The sequence below is a fragment of the Microbacterium rhizosphaerae genome, assembly GCF_034120055.1.
Classification (GTDB): Bacteria; Actinomycetota; Actinomycetes; order Actinomycetales; family Microbacteriaceae; genus Microbacterium; species Microbacterium rhizosphaerae.
This window is the reverse complement of the sequence record NZ_CP139368.1, coordinates 2,696,027-2,712,785: the sequence shown is the minus strand read 5'-3', so window position 1 is coordinate 2,712,785 and position 16,759 is coordinate 2,696,027. Positions and strand designations below refer to the sequence as shown.

At 71.0% G+C, this 16,759-nt stretch carries 17 protein-coding genes; 12 read left to right on the top strand and 5 right to left on the bottom strand.

The window, feature by feature from the left end; translation table 11 throughout:
• Positions 1-71 precede the first annotated feature (71 nt).
• The 7 genes from SM116_RS12305 to SM116_RS12275 all read left to right on the top strand — a co-directional run bounded on the left by SM116_RS12305 (position 72) and on the right by SM116_RS12275 (position 6,480).
• Positions 72-671 carry a hypothetical protein gene (locus tag SM116_RS12305; RefSeq protein ID WP_320941271.1) on the top strand — a complete coding sequence of 200 codons (600 nt, stop codon included), beginning with the start codon at positions 72-74 and terminating at the stop codon, positions 669-671.
• Positions 672-734: 63 nt separating this feature from the next.
• Complete coding sequence (locus SM116_RS12300) at positions 735-1,460, top strand: YcnI family copper-binding membrane protein (protein ID WP_320941270.1); 726 nt, start codon at positions 735-737, stop codon at positions 1,458-1,460.
• The gene (locus SM116_RS12295; RefSeq protein WP_320941269.1) at positions 1,457-2,056 is read left to right on the top strand and encodes a copper resistance CopC family protein; all 600 of its coding nucleotides are present in this window, start codon (positions 1,457-1,459) and stop codon (positions 2,054-2,056) included. The genes SM116_RS12300 and SM116_RS12295 overlap by 4 nt, the downstream gene beginning before the upstream one ends.
• 113 nt (positions 2,057-2,169) lie before the next feature.
• Positions 2,170-3,399 (top strand): alanine racemase, encoded by a 1,230-nt coding sequence (locus SM116_RS12290; protein ID WP_320944169.1) that lies wholly within the window; start codon positions 2,170-2,172, stop codon positions 3,397-3,399.
• Positions 3,396-4,709, top strand: coding sequence for a D-arabinono-1,4-lactone oxidase (locus SM116_RS12285; protein ID WP_320941268.1), 1,314 nt, complete (start codon positions 3,396-3,398; stop codon positions 4,707-4,709). The genes SM116_RS12290 and SM116_RS12285 overlap by 4 nt, the downstream gene beginning before the upstream one ends.
• An 82-nt stretch (positions 4,710-4,791) precedes the next feature.
• Entirely contained in the window at positions 4,792-5,358 is a 567-nt protein-coding gene (locus SM116_RS12280; RefSeq protein WP_320941267.1) for a LemA family protein, read from the top strand.
• 33 nt (positions 5,359-5,391) lie between these two features.
• Positions 5,392-6,480: a DNA glycosylase AlkZ-like family protein gene (locus SM116_RS12275; protein ID WP_320941266.1), complete on the top strand. Its 1,089-nt coding sequence runs from the start codon at positions 5,392-5,394 to the stop codon at positions 6,478-6,480.
• Here SM116_RS12275 and SM116_RS12270 read toward each other — a convergent pair.
• Both SM116_RS12270 and helR read right to left on the bottom strand, forming a co-directional pair.
• On the bottom strand, positions 6,471-7,727 hold the full coding sequence (locus SM116_RS12270; protein WP_320941265.1) for a winged helix-turn-helix domain-containing protein: 1,257 nt from the start codon (positions 7,725-7,727) through the stop codon (positions 6,471-6,473). The two genes, SM116_RS12275 and SM116_RS12270, sit on opposite strands and share 10 nt — an antisense overlap.
• Before the next feature lie 40 nt (positions 7,728-7,767).
• Positions 7,768-9,945 (bottom strand): RNA polymerase recycling motor ATPase HelR, encoded by a 2,178-nt coding sequence (gene helR / locus SM116_RS12265; protein WP_320941264.1) that lies wholly within the window; start codon positions 9,943-9,945, stop codon positions 7,768-7,770.
• A 153-nt stretch (positions 9,946-10,098) separates the two neighbouring features.
• Here helR and SM116_RS12260 point away from each other — a divergent pair, with 153 nt between their 5' ends.
• Together SM116_RS12260 and ilvA are read left to right on the top strand one after the other, a co-directional pair.
• Positions 10,099-11,331 carry an AI-2E family transporter gene (locus SM116_RS12260; RefSeq protein ID WP_320941263.1) on the top strand — a complete coding sequence of 411 codons (1,233 nt, stop codon included), beginning with the start codon at positions 10,099-10,101 and terminating at the stop codon, positions 11,329-11,331.
• Positions 11,332-11,336: 5 nt separating this feature from the next.
• Positions 11,337-12,557 carry a threonine ammonia-lyase gene (gene ilvA / locus SM116_RS12255; protein ID WP_320944168.1) on the top strand — a complete coding sequence of 407 codons (1,221 nt, stop codon included), beginning with the start codon at positions 11,337-11,339 and terminating at the stop codon, positions 12,555-12,557.
• Between the two features lie 12 nt (positions 12,558-12,569).
• Here the strand turns inward: ilvA and greA are convergent, their stop codons facing one another.
• Positions 12,570-13,061 (bottom strand): transcription elongation factor GreA, encoded by a 492-nt coding sequence (greA, locus tag SM116_RS12250; protein WP_320941262.1) that lies wholly within the window; start codon positions 13,059-13,061, stop codon positions 12,570-12,572.
• A gap of 84 nt (positions 13,062-13,145) precedes the next feature.
• Positions 13,146-13,541 (bottom strand): DUF4307 domain-containing protein, encoded by a 396-nt coding sequence (locus SM116_RS12245; RefSeq protein ID WP_320941261.1) that lies wholly within the window; start codon positions 13,539-13,541, stop codon positions 13,146-13,148.
• An 85-nt stretch (positions 13,542-13,626) separates the two neighbouring features.
• Between SM116_RS12245 and SM116_RS12240 the strand changes: the two genes are divergently transcribed.
• The gene (locus SM116_RS12240) at positions 13,627-13,929 is read left to right on the top strand and encodes a hypothetical protein (protein WP_320941260.1); all 303 of its coding nucleotides are present in this window, start codon (positions 13,627-13,629) and stop codon (positions 13,927-13,929) included.
• A 3-nt stretch (positions 13,930-13,932) separates the two neighbouring features.
• Here SM116_RS12240 and trhA read toward each other — a convergent pair whose 3' ends face one another.
• On the bottom strand, positions 13,933-14,640 hold the full coding sequence (gene trhA, locus SM116_RS12235; RefSeq protein WP_320944167.1) for a PAQR family membrane homeostasis protein TrhA: 708 nt from the start codon (positions 14,638-14,640) through the stop codon (positions 13,933-13,935).
• A 138-nt stretch (positions 14,641-14,778) separates the two neighbouring features.
• Between trhA and SM116_RS12230 the strand changes: the two genes are divergently transcribed.
• Positions 14,779-15,564, top strand: a complete 786-nt coding sequence (locus SM116_RS12230) for an isoprenyl transferase (protein WP_320941259.1) — start codon at positions 14,779-14,781, stop codon at positions 15,562-15,564.
• Between the two features lie 71 nt (positions 15,565-15,635).
• Positions 15,636-16,757 (top strand): aminotransferase class V-fold PLP-dependent enzyme, encoded by a 1,122-nt coding sequence (locus SM116_RS12225; RefSeq protein ID WP_320941258.1) that lies wholly within the window; start codon positions 15,636-15,638, stop codon positions 16,755-16,757.
• Positions 16,758-16,759 lie beyond the last annotated feature (2 nt).

Below are 16,759 nucleotides of genomic sequence, written 5' to 3'. Positions count from 1 at the left end.
ATTCCAGCACCTCCCGGGCGGGTGCGACGCACGGCCTAGACTCGAAGGCGGAACGGCATCGGGGGAGACGCATGGCATCGCGAGCGGGACGGGCGTGGCGAGGCGGCCTCGCCGCCGCGTTCTCGGTCTTCGTCGCCGCGCTGTCGCACTCATTCGCCGCCGGCGATGCGGCGCCGCTGCTCGGCATCGTCCTCGCCCTCACGGTCGCACTGCCCGTCTGCGTTCTGCTCGCCGGGCGGAGGCTGTCGTGGATGCGCCTCACCCTCGCGGTCGTCGCGAGCCAGTTCGTCTTCCACGGGCTGCTGCAGATCGGCGTCGGCGACGTCGGCCGCGTCGCACCCGGCACGGTGGGCGCAGGGATGGCGGACCACATGCACGCTGTGATGCCCGCGATGCTGCCGGCGCTCGACGGACACCGGATGACGTCCCCCGCGATGTGGGCGGGCCACGCGGTGGCCGCCCTGCTCACGATCGTCGCCTTCGGTGCGGGGGAGCGCGCCCTCCGGGCGCTTCTCGACCTCGTCGGCTGGTCGTTCGTGGCGCGCGTGCTGCTCGGTGCTCCGGAGTCGCCGGCGCGCCGCATCCCCGAGCCCGCCGACGGCACCGCGATCCTCGCGAACCTGTCCGTCTTCTCTCTCGCACCGCGCAGGGGTCCTCCGGTCGTCGCCTGACCCGAGACCCTTCACCTTCGCGCGCGGAGGCGCTTCCGCGCGCGCCGCACAGAGAGAACCCACATGCACAGAAAGTCCCTGTCCCGCCTTGTCGTCGGTGCAGCCGCCGGCATCGCGCTCGCCGTCGCGGCCCCGCTCGCGGCCAGCGCGCACGTCACCGTCGATCCGAACACGGCCGCCCCCGGCGGCTGGGCGTACGTCACGTTCCGTGCTCCGAACGAGTCGACGACCGCGAGCACGACGAAGCTCGTCGTCCACTTGCCGCTGGACACGCCGCTGACGAGCGTCTCGTACCGCCCGGTGCCCGGGTGGACCGCCGCCGTCGCCACCCAGGACCTCCCGAAGCCCGTCACAGTCTCCGGCAACACCATCACGAAGGCACCCGCGAGCATCACGTTCGCCGCCGACGGCGCGGGGATCGCCCCGGGACAGTTCCAGCTGCTCACCGTGTCGCTCGGTCCGATCCCGAAGACGGGGCACATCGTCCTCCCGGTCACGCAGACCTACAGCGACGGCACGGTCGTCGAGTGGAAGGCGACGCCCGAAGACGTCGCGAAGGACGACACGCTCGAGCCGGCGCCGGTGATCTACATCACGGACACCCCGCCCGTCGACGAGCACCACGACGCGACGTCCGCGCCCCCTGTCCGCTCCGCCGCCGATGCGGCCGCCGCCACCGCGCCGGCCGCGGGGATCGCGCTGGGACTCAGCATCACGGCGTTGATCCTCGCGCTCGGCAGCGTGCTCTTCTCGGCGTTCGTCCTCCGCGCTCGTCGGCGGTCGGAATGAGACGTGGCGCCGCCGGCCGCGGCATCCTTCTCGGTCTCGCCGGCGTCGCGATCGCGCTGGCAGGCGTGTTCGCGACGGCGTCCGCTGCATCGGCGCACGACAGCCTGCTCGTGACGGAGCCCGCGCAGGGCTCCACCACCGCCGGCCCGATCACGCAGCTCACCCTCACCTTCAGCGGCGACCCGATCGGCGGGCAGGGCGCCGACGTCGTCGAGCTCGTCGGGCCTGACGGCAAGTACTACGAGACCGGATGCGCCCAGCTGTCCGGTCCGGAGGTGACGGTGCCCGTCGCGATGGGTCCCGCAGGAACGTACGAGGTGGCGTGGCGGGCGGTGTCGTCGGACGGGCACCCCGTCTCGGGCACCTACACGTTCACGTACGCACCGGATGCCGCTGTCTCCGCCAGCCCGAAGGCGGCGGGGTCGACGCATCCGGCGTGCGGTACAGCCCCCGCGCAGAGCTCGCACTCCGACGCCGCGTCGTCACCGCCTCCTGACGCGGGTGTCTGGCTCGGCATCGGGATCGGCCTGGTCGTCGTCGCGATCGCAGCGGTGGGCGCATGGCTGATCGTGCGCCGCCCGAAGCCGGAGGACTGAGGGCGCGCCTCCACAGGGGATGGGACTCGATCCCACCGGCATAGGGATTGGATTTCACGGATGCGTCGCTCCCGTAAGCTTTACGGGTGCAACGGAGCTCTGATCTGGACCTGATGGCCTACCCGCCGGCCGCGGCGTCTGCGCACGGTCTCCCGTGGGACGATCCCGACGCGTACTGGGGGGCGATGTCGCGCGCGATCGCGGACGTGCCGGCTCCCGTCGGCGCGATCAACATCGCCGCCCTCCGCTACAACGCGCTCGACATGGCGGTGCGCGCGAGCGGCGTGCCGATCCGCGTCGCCAGCAAGTCGGTGCGCGTCCGACAGGTGATCGACGCGACCCTCGCCCTGCCGGGTTACCGGGGCATCCTCGCCTTCACGCTCGCCGAGGCGCTCTGGCTCGCCGAGGACCACGACGACATCGTGCTGGGCTACCCGACGGCCGACCGCGCGGCCATCGCGCGCCTGGCCGCCGACGAGACGGCCGCCGCGCGGGTGACCCTCATGGTCGACGATCTCGCGCAGCTGGATCTCGTCGACGCGGTCGTCCCCGCGAGCTCGCGCCCGGTCATCCGGGTCGCGATCGACGCCGATGCATCGTGGCGCGCCCCGGGCCTCGGGCACATCGGCGTGCGGCGCTCGCCCGTCCACGAGCCGGGCGAGGTCGCGAACCTCGCCCGCGCGATCACCACCCGCCCCGGCTTCGCCCTGGTCGGGCTCATGATGTACGAGGCGCAGATCGCCGGACAGCCCGACAAGGCGGGTGCGGACGCGCCCGTCATCAGGTGGATGCAGCGCCGCTCCGGTCAGGAGCTCCTCGAGCGCCGGTCGGCCATCGTCGCCGCGCTCCGCGAGATCGCCCCCCTCGAGTTCATCAACGGCGGCGGCACCGGATCGCTCGAGCTCACGGCATCCGACCAGTCCGTCACCGAGGTGACCGCCGGCAGCGGGCTGCTCGCCGGGCACCTCTTCGACGGCTACCGCATCTTCGACCCGGCGCCGGCCGCCGCATTCGCGATGGATGTGGTCCGAAAGCCCCTGCCCGACATCGCCACGGTGCTCGGCGGGGGATGGGTGGCCTCCGGCCCGCCGCTCGCCTCCCGTCAGGCGAAGCCCGTCTGGCCGCAGGGGCTGCACACGCTCGGCCGCGAGGGCACGGGCGAGGTCCAGACCCCGCTGCAGGGCGACACGGCCCGAGAGCTCAGGGTGGGCGACCGCGTGTGGTTCCGCCACTCCAAGAGCGGCGAGCTCGCCGAGCGACTGGGCAGCTACCTGCTCATCGACGACGATCGCATCGCGGGCGAGGTTCCCACCTACCGCGGCGAGGGGAAGGCGTTCCTGTGACACGACCGGCCGGAGAATGGCGCAACTGGGGTCGCTCGGCACGTGTCCGCCCGCAGCTCGTCGAGCTGCCCAGCAGCGCCGGTGCGGTCCAGCGAGCCGTCCAGGCCGCCGCCAAGCGCGGGATGCAGGTCAAGGCCATCGGTGCCGGTCATAGCTTCACCGGCATCGCCGTCGCGCCGGGCGTGCTCCTCGACCTCGTCGACCTCACCGGCATCGTGGCCGTCGACCGCGAGCGGTCGCGCGTGACGCTGCTCGCGGGCACTCGCCTGCACCAGGTGCCGAAGCTCCTCGCCCCCTACGGGCTCGCCATGCAGAACCTCGGCGACATCGACCGCCAGTCGATCTCGGGTGCGATCTCGACCGGAACCCACGGCACCGGTGCGCGCTTCGGCGGCATCGCCACCCAGGTCGTCGGGGTCACGCTCGTCACGGGCGACGGCACGCTGCTCACCGTCAACGACGAAGAGAACCCCGGGCTGCTGCCCGCGGTCGCCGTCGGCCTCGGCGCTCTCGGCATCCTCGTCGACGTCACGCTCCAGTGCGTCCCCGCCTTCGTCCTGCAGGCGGTGGACCACCCGGAGCCCCTCGACGAGGTGCTCGAGACTCTCGACACGCGGGTCGCGGCGGCCGATCACTTCGAGTTCTACTGGTTCCCGCACACGGACGTGGCGCTGACGAAGACCCACACGCGCCTTCCCGAGAGCGCGCCCCGTCAGCCGCTGCCGCGCGTCGGAAAGTGGATCGACGAGGAATTGCTGTCGAACGGCCTCTACCGGATGGTCTGCGCGGCCGGCACCCTCGTCCCGTCCGTCGTGCCCCCGTTCTCGCGTCTCGCGGTCAAACTGACCGGCAATCGCGAGTACACCGACCTGTCGAACCGGGTTCTCACGCAGAACCGCGACGTGCGGTTCCGCGAGATGGAGTATGCGCTGCCGGCCGAGAATGTCCGTCCGGCCTTCGAGGCGCTGCGCGCCCTCATCGACGAACGGGGGTGGCGGATCTCGTTCCCCGTGGAAGTGCGCTTCGCCGCCGCCGACGATCTCTGGATGTCGACCGCGCACGGCCGTGCGTCCGGCTACATCGCCGTGCACCGGTACTACCGGGAGAACCCCACGGAGTACTTCGAGGCGGTCGAGAAGATCATGCTGTCATTCGGCGGACGTCCGCATTGGGGCAAGATGCACACGCTGGATGCCGACATCCTGCGCGACCGCTACCCGCGATTCGACGACTTCCTGGCGCTGCGCGACCGGCTCGACCCGACGCGCATGTTCAGCAACACCTACCTCGAGCGCGTGCTCGGTGAGTAAGGCCTGAGAGTCCTCGGAGGTCGGGGCTGCCGTCGGGCGCCCTCGTTAGTATGGGGTTTATCTCGCGAAGGAGTTCCACCTGATGGAATGGCTCATCCCTGCCCTCATCGTCGTCGTGCTGGTGCTCATCGTGGGTATCTACCTCTGGGCGACGTACAACTCGCTCGTGCAGCTGAACGTGCGCGTCGACGAGGCATGGAGCGACATCACGGTGCAGCTCAAGCGGAGAGCCGACCTGCTGCCGAACCTCATCGAGTCGGTGAAGGGCTACGCCGCGCATGAGAAGGCGGTCTTCGAGAACGTGACCCAGGCGCGGGCCGAGACGCTGTCGGCGAGGGGACCAGCCGAGGCGGGCGTCGCCGAAGGCCACATGCAGCAGGCCCTGCGGTCGCTGTTCGCGGTGGCCGAGGCGTACCCGCAGCTGCAGGCGAGCCAGAACTTCCTGCAGCTGCAGCAGTCGATCGTCGACACCGAGGACAAGATCCAGGCCTCGCGCCGGTTCTACAACGGCGGGGTGCGCGAGCTGAACACCAAGATCAAAGTGTTCCCGAACAACATGTTCGCGCGCCGTATCGGCTTCAGTGAGCGGGAGTTCTTCGAGGTCGTCGACGGAGCCGCCATCTCCGAGCCTCCGCGCGTCCAGTTCTGAGCGCTGTCCTCGCCCCGCGGTAGCGTCGGGGCCATGCCTCTCACGCTCGACCGGGACACCGCGCGTCGCGTCGCGGTCGCGGCTCAGCTGCTGACCGCGCAGCGCCCTGCGGACATCGTGGAGGCCGTGGACGGGCTGACGATCGTCAACGTCGATCCGACGGCCGCGGTCGCCCCGAGCGCCGATCTCATCCTCTGGAGCAGGATCGGCTGGCCGTATCAGCCGGCCGATCTCGCCCGCGTGGAGCAGGTGGATCGCGCCGTCTTCGAGTGGGGCGGCTTCTACCGCCCGATGACCGACCTGCCGCTGCTGCGTCCCGACATGCGTCGGGCGCCGCTCTGGGAGGGCACACGGGCGTGGTTCGAGGCCAACACGCGGTTCCGCGCCGACGTCCTCGAGCGCCTGCGCGCGGAGGGCCCGGTGCATGCCGCCCAGGTGCCCGACACGGCGCAGGTCTCGTGGCGCTCGAGCGGCTGGACGAACAACCGCAACGCGCAGCAGATGATCGAGGTCCTCGTGGCACGCGGTGAGGCGGCCGTATGGGGCCGGGACGCGAAGGGTCGGCTCTTCGATCTCGCCGAGCGCGTGTACCCCGCCGACTCGCCACAACTGGCCGACGAGGACGCCGTCCGGGAACGGGCGGAGCGACGCCTCGGAGCACTGGGCATCGCCCGGGAGAAGAGCGTCGCGCAGCCGGGTGAGCCGATCGACGTCGGCGGCGTGGGCGAGCGCGCGGTCGTCGACGGCGTGCAGGGGGAGTGGCGGGTGGATGCCGCGGCCCTCGCCGCGGCAGAGTCCTTCTCTCCGCGCACGGCGCTGCTGTCGCCCTTCGACCGCATGGTGTTCGACCGCGGCCGGCTCGTGGAGCTCTTCGACTACGAGTACATCCTCGAGATGTACAAGCCGGCCGCGAAGCGACGGTGGGGGTATTTCGCGCTGCCGATCCTGCACGGCGACCGGTTCGTCGGCAAGCTCGACGCCAAGGCGGATCGCAAGGCGGGGGTGCTCCGCATCCATGCCGTCCATGAGGACGTGCCCTTCACGCGGCCGATCGCCGATGCCGTGGATGCCGAGATCGCCGCCCTGGCCGCCTGGCTCGGACTCGAGCCGGTCTACGACTGAACGACGGCGAGACCCGCGCGCGCCTCGTGACGCTCGGCATCCGGCATCGCAGCCGCCAGATCGCCGGTGGCATCGCCCCAGCTCGAGATGGAGATCCGCTCCAGGCCCTGCCACACGGCCGCGAGGCGCAGCTGCTCGGCCAGGCGCTCGGCGGCGTCCGCCGGCCTCCCGTGCTCCCACCAGGCGGACTGCACGAGCAGGCGCGACGACTGCCGGTCGGCCTTGACGTCGACCCGTCCCACGATGTCGTCCCCGACGAGCACGGGCAGCGAGTAATAGCCGTAGCGCCGCTGAGGCTCGGGGGTGTAGATCTCGATGCGGTATTCGAAGTCGAACAGCCGCTCGGCGCGATCGCGGAACCACACCAGAGGGTCGAACGGCGTGAGGATGGCCGCCGCCTCCACCCGGCGGGGGAGCACCGCTTCCGTGTGCACCCAGACGGGCGCGGGCCGCCCGGCCCGCTCCCAGCCCCGTACGACCACCGGCTGCAGGATGCCGGCATCCTCCAGCTCGTGGATCGCTGTCATGATGCCGGGCCGGTCCTTGACGCGGTAGTAGTCCGCGATGTCGGATGCGGTGGCAACGCCGTACGCGCGTGCCGCGCGCGCGACGAGCTCGCGCACGGCGTCGGCGCGCGGCACGGGCTTCTCGAGCACCGTGGCGGGGATCACCTGCTCGGCGAGCGCATACCGGCGCTCGAACCCCCGCCGCCCGGCGATCGCGACGTCGCCGAAGAGGAACATGTGCTCGAGGGCGTTCTTGACGACGTCCCAGTCCCACCACGGTCCCCGCCGCGTCTCCTTGGCATCGTGCTCGATCTGGGCCGGCCGCAGCGGTCCCCGCGTCGCGAGCTCGGATCGAACCCAGTCGACGATCTCGCGGTTGACGTCGTACCAGCTGCCTTCGCCGGCGTAGCGCGTGCGGAGGTCGTCACGACGGAACTGGAACAACCCCCAGTCGGGGACCGGGATGAACGAGGCGACGTGGGCCCACGACTCCACGTACGGCGGCCGCCGTGCGAAGAGCAGCCGGTCGAGCGCCGCCTGGTCGTATGCGCCCAGGCGCGCGAACAGCGGCATGTAGTGGGAGCGCGCGAAGACGTTCACCGAATCGATCTGCAGCACACCCATGCGCTCGATCGCACCGCGCAGGTGGCGGCTGCCGGCGACGTCGGGGCGGGGCCGTGCGAAGCCCTGCGCGGCGAGGGCGATGCGCCGGGCCTCGGCGATGCTCAGGGTCGATCTCACGCGCGCCAGCCTAACCGCGACCCCCGACACCTCCGCTCGATCAGCCCGCCAGCACGATGAGCTGCTGCGTGGCGCGGGTCATGGCGACGTACCGGTCGACCGTTCCCTCCAGCCCCGGGGGGAACGCCCCGCTGTCGACGAGCGCGACGAGGTCGAACTCGAGACCCTTGGCGTTCTCCGGGGAGAGCGAGCGGACGCGAGGGCCGTCGGGCCTGGAGTCGTCGCCGATGACGCAGGCGACGCCCTCCTCATGAGACTCGAGCCACTCTTGGAGCATCCCGTCGAGACCGGCGAGAGGGGCGTGGACGACGGGCAGGCCGGTCGAGCGGACGGAGGTCGGCACGTTGGCATCGGGGACGACGGAGCGGATGACGGGCTCCGCCTCGGCCATGACCTCCACGGGTGTCCGGTAGTTCACCCGAAGGGTTGCGACATCCACTCGCCCGATGCCGACCCGCTCGAGAGAGTCCTGCCAGGACTGCGCGAAGCCGTGCCGCGCCTGCGCGCGGTCGCCGACGATGGTCAGGCTGCGCGAGGGACACCGCCGCAGCAGCATGAGCCACTCGGCATCCGTGAGCTCCTGGGCCTCGTCGACGATGACGTGCCCGAAGGGACCCGCGAGGAGGTCGAGGTCGCGCGGCGCCACCACGGCCTCGTCGACGAGGCTCTCGCGGACGTCGTCTCCGGAGTTGTTCCCGATCATCATCCAGCTGAGCGGGGAGTCCATGTCCACGTCGGCGGCGACGAGACTGTCGACGACGTCGGCCATGTAGGCGCGGTCGGCGGCCAGTGCCGACTCGCGCTCCCGCTCGCGGCGCACCGCATCCGGATCGCCGAGGCGGTGCCGCGCCGCATCGAGCAGGGGCAGGTCCGCCACGGTCCAGGCATGACCGTCCGCTCGCTGCAGTGCGGCGATCTCGGCAGGCGAGAGCCACGGGGCGCAGTCGGCGAGGTGCTCGGGTTCGGTCCACAGACGCGCGACGAGGTCCGCCCCCTCCACCTGCGGCCACGCCCGATCGAGCGCCCGGGCCATCGCCTTCTCGTGCGCGAGCATCCGCCGGAGCTCGGCCGCCGACAGATCCGCACCCCCGGCACGCGCCGCGAGGATGTCGAGGATGGTCTCGCTCACCTGCTCCCGGGCCTCGTTGTGGGAGAGTCCGGGCTCGACAGCTCCGAACGCGGCCGCCCAGTCGGCCGGTGTGATGACGACGTCCACCCATTCGCTGCGGAGGATCATGTCATAGCCCGGCGGGTCCTCGAGCAGTGCGACGGCACGTTCCACCGCACGCACCATGTCGACCCCGCCTTTGAGCCGCGCCACTGCCCGGTCGGGTTCCGGAGCGGCATCCCGACCCTCCGCCACCAGGTCGCGCAGCGTGCACGTCTGCACGCCGTCCTCGCCGAGGCTCGGCAGCACATCGGCGACATACGCGACGTAGGCGTGATGCGGGCCGACGAACAGCACGCCGCCCCGGCGGCGGTCGCCGAGCCGGGGGTCGCTGTACAGGAGGTACGCCGCACGGTGCAGGGCCACGACGGTCTTGCCCGTGCCCGGCCCGCCGTCGACGACGAGGGCGCTGCGCGCCCTCGCGCGGATGACGGCATCCTGATCCGCCTGGATCGTCCCGAGCACGTCTCGCATCTGCGCCGAGCGGCTCGTGCCGAGGCTCGCGATGAAGGCCGACTGGTCGTCGAGCGCGGCCCGCTCGGCGCGCCACGTGTCCGAGTTCCACGGGTCGGGTGCGAAGACCTCGTCCCAGTAGTCGACCACGCGTCCGCCCGCCCATCGGTAGCGCCGCCGGCTCACGAGGCCGCGGGGATCGCCGTGCGTCGCCGCGAAGAAGGGCTCGGCGGCAGGGGTGCGCCAATCCACGAGCAGGCGGCGGCCGGCCGCATCCGTCAGTCCCAGCCGCCCGATGTACGTCGGCTCGCTCGCGCCCTCGGCGACGATGCGCCCGAGGCACAGGTCGAGGCCGAACCGGGTGAGCAGGCGCAGCGCGCGGGAGAGGCGATGCACTTCGAGGTCCCGGTCGAGCGCCGCCTGACCCGAGCCGGCGGGCACGAGCCGCTCCGCGTCCAGCCGCGCGGTCAGCTGCGCGATCTGCGCCTCCAGCGTCTGCGCGATGCGGGCGAAGTGCTCCTCGTCCCCGCCGATGAGGGCGGGGTCGTCCTTGGCGTGCAGCCGGTCGGGAAGGTCGAACGGGCTCTGTCGTCTCACGTCTGCGGCTCCGGTGTGGGTCACGGGTTCGGGGACCCATGATTCTGCCCCGGAGAGGGGCCCTTGCGGCAAGCCCCCACCCGGCCGTTACAGTGGAAGGGGAGGGAGTTCGCATCTCTCAAGCGGAATACGACCGCCCACTAAACTGACTGGATGAGCGGCCCTGCCCCCCAGCCGGACGACACATCCCGCGGCCGGTTCCTCGACGCGCTGCGGATGCGCACCGTCAGCACCGACATCTCGCCCACCATCCCGCGCGGTCTGCGCGTGGCGACAGCCTACGCCTGGCGGCTCCTGGTGGTCGCGGCTGCGATCGGGGTCGGCATCTGGCTCATCATCCAGCTGAACCTGCTGGTCGTCCCGCTGCTCATCGCGATCCTCATCACGGCGCTGCTCTGGCCCGCCTTCAGCTGGATGCTGCGCCACCGATTTCCGCGCTGGCTCGCGGTCGTCATCTCGGTCCTCGGCACCATCGCGATCATCGGCGGACTCCTGGCGCTCGCGATCTGGCAGATCGCGCAGCAGTGGGGGTCCGTGCAGTCGCGCACACTCGAGGCGGTCGACCAGTTCCGGCACTTCCTGACGACCGGTCCGCTCCAGCTGAGCACCGAGCAGATCGACCAGTTCCTCGCCCAGGTGCTGAAGCTCGCCCAGCAGCAGGGGAGCGCGCTGTGGAGCGGTGCGCTCTCGATCGGCAGCACGATCGGCCACATCGCGACCGGTGTGGTGCTCACGATCTTCATCCTCCTGTGCATCCTCGCCGACGGCGGCGGCATCTGGCGCTGGACGACCCGGCTCTTCCCGAAGCAGGCGCGCCCCGCGATCCTCGGCGCGGGAGCCGCGGGTTGGGTGGCCGTCGTCAACTACGCCCGCACGCAGCTGCTCGTGGCGACGATCGACGCGATCGGCATCGGCCTCGGCGCGTTCCTGCTCGGCGTGCCGCTCGCGTTGCCCGTCGCGGTGCTCGTGTTCCTGGGCGCCTTCGTCCCGATCGTCGGCGCGGTGGTCACCGGCGCGGTCGCCGTCATCCTCGCCCTCATCTACAACGGCCCCTGGATCGCGCTGTGGATGCTCGTCGTGATCCTCGGCGTGCAGCAGCTCGAGGGCCACGTGCTGCAGCCGCTCCTCATGGGATCCGCCGTCAAGGTGCACCCGCTCGGGGTCGTGCTCGTCGTCGCAGGCGGTGCGCTGATCGCCGGCATCCCCGGCGCCCTGTTCGCGGTGCCGCTGGCCGCGTTCGTCAACGTCGTCGGCGTCTACCTGGCCCAGCGCGGATGGGAGACGAGCGCCTCCGGCGCACCGCCCGACCTCATCTGGAGCACGGTGCCGATCGAGAAGCGACGCACGAGCAACCAGACCGCCGAGAGAGAGAAGAACGACGCGTGAGCAGCATGCCGACTCTGGCCGACTTCGAGGATGCCGCGGCCACCCTCCGCGGGCAGATCGCGACGACGCCGGTCCTGGAGTCCCAGCACCTCAGTGACGTGGTGGGCGCGCCGATCCATCTCAAGCTCGAGAACCTGCAGCGCACGGGGTCGTTCAAGATCCGCGGCGCCACCTACCGCCTCTCACGGCTGACGGAGCAGGAGCGTGCCCGCGGCGTCGTCGCGGCGTCCGCCGGCAATCACGCGCAGGGCGTGGCGCTCGCGGCGCAGCAGCTCGGCATCCCCGCCACCATCTTCATGCCGCTGGGCGTGCCGGTGCCGAAGCTCCTCGCGACCCGTGGATACGGAGCCGACGTCGTCCTCGACGGCGCGACGGTCGAGACGCCGCTGCGCATGGCCGCGGAGTTCGCCGAGCGCACCGGCGCGGTTCTGATCCATCCCTACGATCACCGCGATGTCATCGTGGGGCAGGGCACGCTCGGCCTCGAACTCTACGACCAGATCCCGGACCTCGAGACGCTGGTCATCGGCATCGGCGGGGGCGGGCTCATCGCCGGGGTCGCGGCGGCCGTGAAGGCGCGTGCCGCGGCGGAGGGCCGACGCATCCGGATCGTCGGCGTCCAGGCCGAGAACGCCTCGCCGTACCCAGCGTCGCTGCGCGCCGGTCATCCCATCGAGGTCCGGACGACGCCCACGATCGCCGACGGCATCGCGGTCGCCCGTCCGGGAGACCTCCCGTTCGAGATCATCAAGGAGCTCGTCGACGACGTCGTGACCGTCACGGAGGACGATATCGCGCGCGCACTCCTCGTGCTGCTCGAGCGCGCGAAGCAGGTAGTGGAGCCGGCGGGTGCCGTGGGTGTCGCGGCTCTGCTCGAGGGCGTGGTGCAGCCGAACGGCCCGACGGCTCTCGTGTTGTCCGGCGGCAACATCGATCCGCTCCTGCTGCAGCGCGTCGTCGCCCACGGCCTCGCCGCATCGGGCCGCTACATGACGCTGCGCATCCCGCTGCCCGACCGCCCGGGGCAGCTGGCGCGCGTATCCGAGCTTCTCGCGATGGCCGGAGCCAACGTCACCGAGGTGCTGCACACCCGGCACGGTCAGGGGATGCAGATCAGCGAGGTGACCCTGCAGCTGAGCGTCGAGACGCGCGGTGCCGAGCATCGCGGCCTCGTCATCCAGACGCTCGAGGAGGCCGGGTTCCGCCCGACCGTGGTCGAGGACTGACCGGCGCGGGGCTCACTGCCCTGCGTAGGTCTCGACCTTCACGATCTCGACGGCGATCTCGCGGCCGTTGGGGGCCGTGTACGAGGTCTGCGCGCCCTCCTTGAGGCCGAGGATCGCGGATCCGAGCGGAGACGCCTCGCTGTAGACGTCGAGCTTGCTGTTCGACGCGATCTCGCGGTTGCCGAGCAGGAAGACCTCCTCGCCGCCGGCGACGACGGCGGTGACCACCGTGCCGGGCTCGACGACCCCGGTGCTGACGGGCGCCTCGCCGACCTTGGCGTGCTTGAGCAGACCCTGGAGGGTGCGGATGCGGGCCTCCTGCTTGCCCTGCTCGTCCTTCGCGGCGTGGTAGCCGCCGTTCTCCTTGAGATCGCCCTCTTCGCGTGCCGCCTCGATGCGCTTCGCGATCTCCTCGCGGCCGGTCGTCGACAGCTCCTCGAGCTCGGCGGCGAGCCGGTCGTACGCGTCCTGCGTGAGGAACGTCACCTGGGTGTCATCGGACACGGCGGTCTCCTTCTTCCCACGGGGGGTGATAAGCCGAGACGCCCCGGCGTTGGCCAGGGCGTCGGTCTGTGCAGTCCATGCAGACTACGTCAACCAGCAGGAGTTCACCAAACCTGTCACGGCGAGTCCGACGGTCGGCACGGTCTCGGTGAACGCCCGGTGGTGAGCGGAGGATGCGGGGTACTGCACGACCTTCCAGCCCACGATCCCGTGCTGCTCGTCGTCGGCCTCGATGACGCACGCGAGCGCGGATCCGGGGGGCGCGGTGACCTGAAAGGTCACGGAGACCGAGCGGGCGTCGGCGATGCGGAAACCCGTCGCCTCGGCGTCGATGCTGTTCGACTTGTCGTTGATCGTGTACCACGACACCGCGGCCACGATGATGGCCGCGATCGCGATGACGACGATGAGCGTGATCCGCCGGGAGCGGGCGGCGCTTCGGCGCCCGTAGCGCTCGTCGAGCATGTCCTGAGTCGTCATGACCGTTTCGGGGAGGAATGAGGGATTTCGGGAGGAATTAGGCTGGAACTCCAGGCTATGCGCTTCCCGCGCGAAACGAGGACACATGCATGCAGTCACCGCCGCGATCAGCCGATTCGCGGAGGCCACGCCGACGCCCTCGCCGTCGCCGACCGACGTCGATCCGAATGCGGTGACCCCGGGCGTCGCCGGCTTCGTGCTGATCGCGATCCTTGCGGTCGTGGTCGTCTTCCTCGTGTGGGACATGATGCGACGCATCCGTCGCGGCCGCTACCGGGCCGAGGTGCGCGAGGAGCTCGATGCGGAGCAGCTCGCCGCCGAGCAGGCCGATATCGCCGAGCGCAAGACCGACGTCGACGACCAGGACGTCGATCCGGGCAGGAACTGAGGATCAGCCCGGCGCGCCGAGCGACGGCACGACCGGGTGCAGCGCGATGATCAGGCAGGCCGTCCAGTGGCACAGGAACGCCAGCACCGTGCAGACGTGGAAGATCTCGTGGAAGCCGAACTTCCCCGGCCACGGGTTCGGTCGCTTGAGCGCGTAGGCGACGGCGCCGACGGTGTACAGCAGGCCGCCGGCGAGGATGAGCATCGACATGGCGAGGCTCGCGCGCAGCAGGTCGGCGGCGTACATGACCGCGGCCCAGCCGAGCAGGAGATACAGCGCCACGTAGAGCCAGCGCGGCGCGTGGATCCAGAACACGCGGAAGAGGATGCCGAGCAGCGCCCCGGTCCACACCAGTACGAGCAGGATCGTCCCCTGCTGCGGCGGGAGCGCGAGGGCGGCGACCGGCGTGTAGGTGCCGGCGATCAGCAGCAGGATGTTGGCGTGGTCGATGCGCTTGAGCACGGCCTTGGTCGTCGGACCCCAGTTGAACCGGTGGTAGAGCGCCGAGTTGCCGAAGAGCAGGAGCGACGTCACCATGAAGACCGCGCAGGCCCACTTGGCCGGTGCGGTCTGCGCGAAGGTGATGAGCACGATGCCCGCCGCGATCGCGACCGGGAACGTGCCCGCGTGGATCCAGCCGCGCCACGTCGGCTTGATCTCGGGAGCGGCGGCGTCGGCGTCCGCAGCATCCATCAGGGGAAGCTGGGGCATCTCGACCTCGGCCCTGTCGCTGCGCTTGCTCACCCCTCGAGACTACGGGTCTCGGCATGCCCCCCGGGGAACATGCGGGCATCCTCCAGGCAAGGGGTCAGGATGCGCGGGTGGGAGCGGCGCGGGTAGTTTAGACGCGTGACGCGCGACCGGGCCAACGCGGGGCAGGGCCCCCTCTACCGGCTCTACATCAACCGGTTGCGCCGGGGCCTCGCCCCCGAGTCGGTGCCCCACCATGTCGCGATGATGATCGACGGCAATCGCCGCTGGGCGCGGCAGCTGGGCTACCAGTCGGCGGCCGACGGCCACCGCGCCGGAGCCGCGAAGATGCAGGAGTTCCTGCGCTGGTGCGACGGCGTCGGCGTGAAGGTGGTCTCGCTGTATCTGCTCTCCACCGACAACGTGCGCAAGCGCGACGCCGTCGAGCTCTCCGATCTGAACGACATCATCGCCCAGCTCGCAGACGAGATCTCACGAGTCCCGGGCTGGCGGATCAAGCACGTAGGCCGCGCCGAGCTGCTGCCCCCCGAACTGCTCCGCGTGCTGCGCGAGGCGGAGGCGCGCACCAAGGACAACACCGGGCTGCACGTCAACCTCGCCGTCGGATACGGCGGCCGCAGCGAGATCGTCGACGCGGTGCGCAGCATCATCGCGCAGCACGACGCCACCGGCGGCTCTCTGGAGGAGCTCGCCGCGAGCTTGACCCCTGAGCAGATCGGCGAGCACCTCTACACCGGCGGCCAGCCGGACCCCGATCTCGTCATCCGGACCTCCGGTGAGCAGCGGCTGAGCGACTTCCTCCTGTGGCAGTCGGCGCATAGCGAGTTCTACTTCGTCGAGGCTCTGGGTCCGGATCTGCGCGAGGTGGACTTCCTCCGGGCGATCCGCGACTACGGCTCCCGCGATCGCCGCTACGGCAGCTGAGGCCGCCCCACACGCGAGGCTTGTCGCCAAGCCCTCGCGGCGGGTGGATTCCGGCGTGTCAGAATGACCGGATGAGCGATCTCGCGACCTTCGCCGCGTCCTTCGACGGCGAGCCCGGATATCTCGACTGGGCGGCGTTCGGTCCGCTCTCACCGGGCGTGCGCAGCGAGGTGCAGGCGGATGCCGACCTCCTCGGCACCGGGCGCCGATCGAGCATCGATCTGGTGGCGGACCACGACCGTGAGGCGCGGCAGCTGCTCGGCGAGCTGCTCGGGACGGATGCGGAGCACGTGACGCTGCAACCGTCGACCAGCTACGGCCTCATGCACGCGTTCTTCGGCCTCGAGGGCGGCCTGCTGGTCGCCCGGAGCGAGTTCCCGAGCCTCACGATCACCGCCGCACGCGCTGTCGCCCTCACCGGCCGTGCGACGCTCGACCTGTTCGATCCGGAGGACGGCTTCGTGACGCCGGATTCCATCCGCGACGCGCTCACCGACCAGACGACGGCCGTCGCCGTCAGCCTCGTCGACTTCCGCACCGGCTACCGCGCCGACCTCGGCGCGATCCGCGACGTCATCGGCGACCGGCTGCTCATCGTCGACGCGATCCAGGGCTTCGGCGTCATCGAGGCGGAGTACGAGGCCGCCGATGTCGTGTGCGGGCACGGCTACAAGTGGCTGCGGGCGGGACGGGGGACCGGATTCGCCTCGTTCTCCGACATCGCGCGCGAGCGCATCGCGCCGGTGCTGTCCGGCTTCGCCGCTGTCGAGGGGGATCTTCCGGTGGATGCGATCGTCCCACCCGCCGCATCGGTGCAGGCGTACGGCGTGTCCGTCCTGGACCACCTCGCCGCGGGCCGCCTCGCAGCCACGGCCCGGGAGATCGCCGACGTGGGTGTCGGTGTCATCGAGCGTGCGCTCGCCGAGCGCGTGGACGAGGTCATCGCGCTCGCGGACGGACACGGCATCCCGGTCGTCACTCCCCGTGACCCGGCGCGGCGAGCCGGAATCGTCGCGCTCGCCCCCGATCCGCAGGATGCCGGGCCGCTGGCCGCCACGCTCGCGAACTACGGCCTGGTGTTCACGACGCGGTCCGGGCTCATCCGGCTCGCACCGCACGCGGGCACCGACATCGGCACGCTCCACATGCTGCAGGACGCACTCGGCGCGTTCGCCGCCTCACGCGTCGCCTGAGC

Coding starts and splice junctions, on each gene's coding strand:
- SM116_RS12305 (WP_320941271.1), top strand. CDS start 72: ATGGCATCGCGAGCGGGACGGGCGTGGCGAGGCGGCCTCGCCGCCGCG.
- SM116_RS12300 (WP_320941270.1), top strand. CDS start 735: ATGCACAGAAAGTCCCTGTCCCGCCTTGTCGTCGGTGCAGCCGCCGGC.
- SM116_RS12295 (WP_320941269.1), top strand. CDS start 1,457: ATGAGACGTGGCGCCGCCGGCCGCGGCATCCTTCTCGGTCTCGCCGGC.
- SM116_RS12290 (WP_320944169.1), top strand. CDS start 2,170: ATGGCCTACCCGCCGGCCGCGGCGTCTGCGCACGGTCTCCCGTGGGAC.
- SM116_RS12280 (WP_320941267.1), top strand. CDS start 4,792: ATGGAATGGCTCATCCCTGCCCTCATCGTCGTCGTGCTGGTGCTCATC.
- SM116_RS12275 (WP_320941266.1), top strand. CDS start 5,392: ATGCCTCTCACGCTCGACCGGGACACCGCGCGTCGCGTCGCGGTCGCG.
- SM116_RS12260 (WP_320941263.1), top strand. CDS start 10,099: ATGAGCGGCCCTGCCCCCCAGCCGGACGACACATCCCGCGGCCGGTTC.
- ilvA (WP_320944168.1), top strand. CDS start 11,337: ATGCCGACTCTGGCCGACTTCGAGGATGCCGCGGCCACCCTCCGCGGG.
- SM116_RS12245 (WP_320941261.1), bottom strand. CDS start 13,541: ATGACGACTCAGGACATGCTCGACGAGCGCTACGGGCGCCGAAGCGCC.
- SM116_RS12240 (WP_320941260.1), top strand. CDS start 13,627: ATGCATGCAGTCACCGCCGCGATCAGCCGATTCGCGGAGGCCACGCCG.
- trhA (WP_320944167.1), bottom strand. CDS start 14,640: ATGCCCCAGCTTCCCCTGATGGATGCTGCGGACGCCGACGCCGCCGCT.
- SM116_RS12225 (WP_320941258.1), top strand. CDS start 15,636: ATGAGCGATCTCGCGACCTTCGCCGCGTCCTTCGACGGCGAGCCCGGA.